Below are 3,740 nucleotides of genomic sequence, written 5' to 3'. Positions count from 1 at the left end.
GGTTAAAAAAGTATCGATCGCGCATTCGCCATGGGTTTGTGGGGGCTTGGCCAAGCTGCTGTAATCACCCTCGATAACAAAAACTACAGGTGGAAACCCCTCATGAAACGACTCGAAGGTAAAAGCGCGCTGATCACTGGATCGGCACGCGGCATCGGCCATGCCTTTGCCCAGGCTTATATTGCCGAAGGCGCCACCGTAGCGATTGCTGATATCAACTTGCAGCGGGCCCAGGCCACGGCTACCGAGCTGGGTCCACAGGCTTACGCCGTGGCGATGGATGTCACCGATCAATCCTCCATCGATGCGGCGATTGCCGCCGTGGTCGCCCAGGCAGGCAAGCTCGATATCCTGGTCAACAACGCTGCGCTGTTCGACCTGGCCCCCATCGTCGATATCACGCGTGACAGCTATGAACGGCTGTTCTCGATCAACGTCGCGGGCACGTTGTTCACCCTGCAGGCCGCCGCACGGCAGATGATCAGCCAAGGCCATGGCGGCAAGATCATCAACATGGCCAGCCAGGCCGGACGGCGTGGCGAGCCATTGGTGGCGATCTATTGCGCGACCAAGGCAGCGGTGATCAGCCTCACGCAATCGGCGGGGTTGAACCTGATCAAGCAAGGCATCAACGTCAACGCCATCGCACCGGGCGTGGTGGACGGCGAGCATTGGGATGGGGTGGACGCACTGTTTGCCCAGTATGAAGGGCTGGCCCCTGGCGAGAAGAAGAGGCGAGTAGGGGCCGAGGTGCCATTTGGGCGGATGGGGACGGCGCAGGATTTGACGGGTATGGCAATCTTCCTGGCTTCAACGGATGCCGATTACGTGGTAGCCCAAACCTACAACGTGGATGGCGGCAACTGGATGAACTGACGCCTCCTACAGATGATCTTTGTTGTTCTTGAATGCAGGGCTATTCGGCAAAACTGCGATCAAAAAAATACACCGCCCCAGGCTTCAGGTTCTCTACTGTCGCCTGGGGCCGACCGCCTTCACCATTCTTCTTGCGGCCTGTCTCACGCAAATATCCCGCCTCGGTCAGCTTCAACAAGCGCTGGCGAATACTGGTCTTCAACACCGGGCGCGCCAGCACCAGTGAAAAGATCGTGGTCGCTTCCGGCGCGCTGAATTCATCCCCCAGAAACAGCAACGGCAAGCTGCTGTACAACGACTTGGAAAACAGCCGCTCCTGTACCGCGGCCACGATCAGGTTGTGGTCGAACGGCAGCTTGATGCTGCCATTTGCCACTGCATTCAGTGAAAACCAGCGCTGGTGCTCGGCCACTGTCACCTCATCCGCCACGATGGCAAGGTAGAAGGTCGATGACGACCAGCAACGCGGGTCGCGAAACGCATCACCTACCGTGCCGACTTGCTCGCTCCATGCCAGTTCGAAGCCCACCTTGTCGCTGGCGCGCAACCGCTCGACCGCATCCTTGAGGCTCAGGTCTTGCACGTCGCCGTTGACCACCACGCCGGGCAATGCCCAGTGTCCGGCAAAGGGTTCGGCTTCGCGCTTATTGAGCAGCAGTTTCAAGTCCCCGGAGGCGCGGCAGTAAAACAACACGCACAGGTCGACGGTATGGAGGTAAGGGCTCAGTGGCATGTGAAATCCTTCGAAACAGCAGTGGTGCACAGTCTAACCAATCGAACAGATATGTCATGTACTGGCTCCAGAATAGATAAATAAATGTTTCTTGTAATGAAAGTACATGACGTGTACTTTTATTTCAGGCCACCGGAGAACGACCATGACCCTCTTGAAAACCGCCATCGCTTCATTCGACGTCGACGCCCAAAAGAGCTTCACGCCACTGTGCCCCAACGAGTTGCCGGTGGCCGGCGGTGATCGGATAGGCGCTGAGCTCAACTACATGGCCAGCCTTGCCGGCCACCGCATCGGCAGCAAGGATGCCCACACACCGCACGCGCCCTGGGTGGTCAGTCAGCATAGCGAGATGCTGCAACCCACCGGCCTGGTCCATGCCGATCTCACCTGGGTCAGCCACTGCGTGCCGGGCACCGAGGGCTTTACGCTGCTGGACGAACTGCCCAGCCCCTATGACTACGACTACTTCGTCTGGAAGGGCGTCGAACCCGATCTGCACCCTTACGGTGCCTGCTACCACGATCTGCACGACAAACTCTCCACGGGCGTGATCGAGTACCTCAAGGCCCAGGGGGTGAGTCGTGTCATCGTCGGCGGCCTGGCCTTGGACTACTGCGTCAAGACCACGGCGCTGCAACTGCTCAAGGCCGGCCTGGAAGTTGTCCTGTACCTGCCAGCGTGCCGGGGTATCAGCGAAGAGGGCGGCGTGCAGGCCGTCAATGAGTTGCTCAAGGCCGGTGCCGTCATCAGCAGCAGCCGCGAAGAACTGGCAGCACAGGCCACGCGTTAAGGAGACCGACCATGGAAAGTGCCTACGACTACGAAGCCCCGGTGATCCAGGGCTTGCTCGACACCGACTACTACACCTTCACCATGATGCAGGCTGTATTGCACCAGTACCCCAACGTGGATGTGGAATACAACTTCATCGTCCGTTCCAAGGAAAAGCTCGGGCACCTGATCCCTCAATTGCGTGCCGAACTGGAGAAAATGGCCGGCTTACAGGCACGCGAAGGCGAGCTGCGTTTCTTGTTCAACCCACGTTTTCGCGAATACCTCACGCCGGACTACGAACGCTTTCTCGGCCTGTATCGTTTTAATCTGCGCTATATCCACGTCAGCGAGGTCGACGGCCAACTGAACATCCGCGTGGTTGGTCCGATGCTGCACTGCATCATGTTCGAGCAGCCGGTATTGGCCCTGGTCAGCGAGTTGCGCAACCGCGACAAATACCCCGACGTTACCCTGGAAGATGTCACCCGCAAGCTTTATCAGAAGTTCGACTGGCTGGAGAAAAATCTCAGCCGCGACGAGCTGGCCGACCTGCGTGTCTCCGACTTCTCCACCCGACGGCGCTTGTCGTTCAAGGCCCAGCGCGAAGTGGTGGATATCATGCGCCGTGACTTCCCCGGCCAGTTCGTCGGTACCAGCAACGCGCACCTGGCCTACGAATTCGACCTGCCACTGATTGGTACCATGGCCCACCAATGGCTGATGGTGCACCAGCAACTGGGGCGCCTGCGTGAAAGCCAGAATGCCGCGTTGGAAAACTGGGTGCGTGAATACCGTGGCCGCCTGGGCATCGCCCTGACCGATACGATCAGTACGGACTTCTTCCTCAAGGATTTCGACCTGTACTTCGCCAAGCTCTACGACGGCCTGCGCCAGGACTCCGGCGACCCCATCGCCTGGGCCGACAAGGTGCTGGCCCGCTACAAGCAGCTGGGTATCGACCCCATGACCAAGGACCTGATGTTCTCCGATGGTTTGAACTTCGAGAAATGCCTGCCGATCCTGCGGCACGTGCGCGGCAAGGCCAAGTTCGGTTTCGGCATGGGCACCAGCCTGGCCTGCGATGTGGAAGGCGTCGAACCGCTGAGCATCGTGATGAAACTGGTGCGGGTGCACGGCGAGCCGGTGGTGAAATTCTCGGATGACCCGATCAAGAACGTCTGCGAAGACGCCTCGTTTTTGCAGTATGCAGCACAGGTATTCAATGTCGGCAGCGTGGAGGTGTGACATGCAAGAACGTATCGCACAGGAACTCAATATCGACCGCTCACTGGTCCAGGGTGGCGAACCCCGGGAGATTCAACGGCGCATCGATTTCATCAAAACCACCTTGCGC

General features: G+C 58.8%; 4 protein-coding genes. 3 read left to right on the top strand and 1 reads right to left on the bottom strand.

Going from position 1 to position 3,740, the window contains the following annotated elements:
* The first annotated feature begins 102 nt into the window (after positions 1–102).
* Positions 103–876 carry an L-iditol 2-dehydrogenase gene (locus tag ACRESD_RS13160; protein WP_431751297.1) on the top strand — a complete coding sequence of 258 codons (774 nt, stop codon included), beginning with the start codon at positions 103–105 and terminating at the stop codon, positions 874–876.
* Positions 877–916: 40 nt separating this feature from the next.
* Here the strand turns inward: ACRESD_RS13160 and ACRESD_RS13155 are convergent, their stop codons facing one another.
* Positions 917–1,609, bottom strand: a complete 693-nt coding sequence (locus ACRESD_RS13155; RefSeq protein ID WP_431751296.1) for an NUDIX hydrolase — start codon at positions 1,607–1,609, stop codon at positions 917–919.
* A 145-nt stretch (positions 1,610–1,754) separates the two neighbouring features.
* Between ACRESD_RS13155 and ACRESD_RS13150 the strand changes: the two genes are divergently transcribed.
* Together ACRESD_RS13150 and pncB are read left to right on the top strand one after the other, a co-directional pair.
* Positions 1,755–2,402, top strand: a complete 648-nt coding sequence (locus ACRESD_RS13150) for a nicotinamidase (protein WP_431751295.1) — start codon at positions 1,755–1,757, stop codon at positions 2,400–2,402.
* Between the two features lie 11 nt (positions 2,403–2,413).
* Positions 2,414–3,631, top strand: coding sequence for a nicotinate phosphoribosyltransferase (gene pncB, locus ACRESD_RS13145; RefSeq protein WP_431751294.1), 1,218 nt, complete (start codon positions 2,414–2,416; stop codon positions 3,629–3,631).
* Positions 3,632–3,740 lie beyond the last annotated feature (109 nt).

Origin of the sequence: Pseudomonas sp., assembly GCF_050739995.1 — a bacterium.
GTDB lineage: Bacteria > Pseudomonadota > Gammaproteobacteria > Pseudomonadales > Pseudomonadaceae > Aquipseudomonas.
Note: the sequence above shows the minus strand (reverse complement) of the source record. Positions and strands in the feature narration are given on the sequence as shown.

Excerpts from the sequence above, each read along its gene's own strand:
- ACRESD_RS13160 (WP_431751297.1), top strand. The coding sequence starts at position 103 with ATGAAACGACTCGAAGGTAAAAGCGCGCTGATCACTGGATCGGCACGC.
- ACRESD_RS13155 (WP_431751296.1), bottom strand. The coding sequence starts at position 1,609 with ATGCCACTGAGCCCTTACCTCCATACCGTCGACCTGTGCGTGTTGTTT.
- ACRESD_RS13150 (WP_431751295.1), top strand. The coding sequence starts at position 1,755 with ATGACCCTCTTGAAAACCGCCATCGCTTCATTCGACGTCGACGCCCAA.
- pncB (WP_431751294.1), top strand. The coding sequence starts at position 2,414 with ATGGAAAGTGCCTACGACTACGAAGCCCCGGTGATCCAGGGCTTGCTC.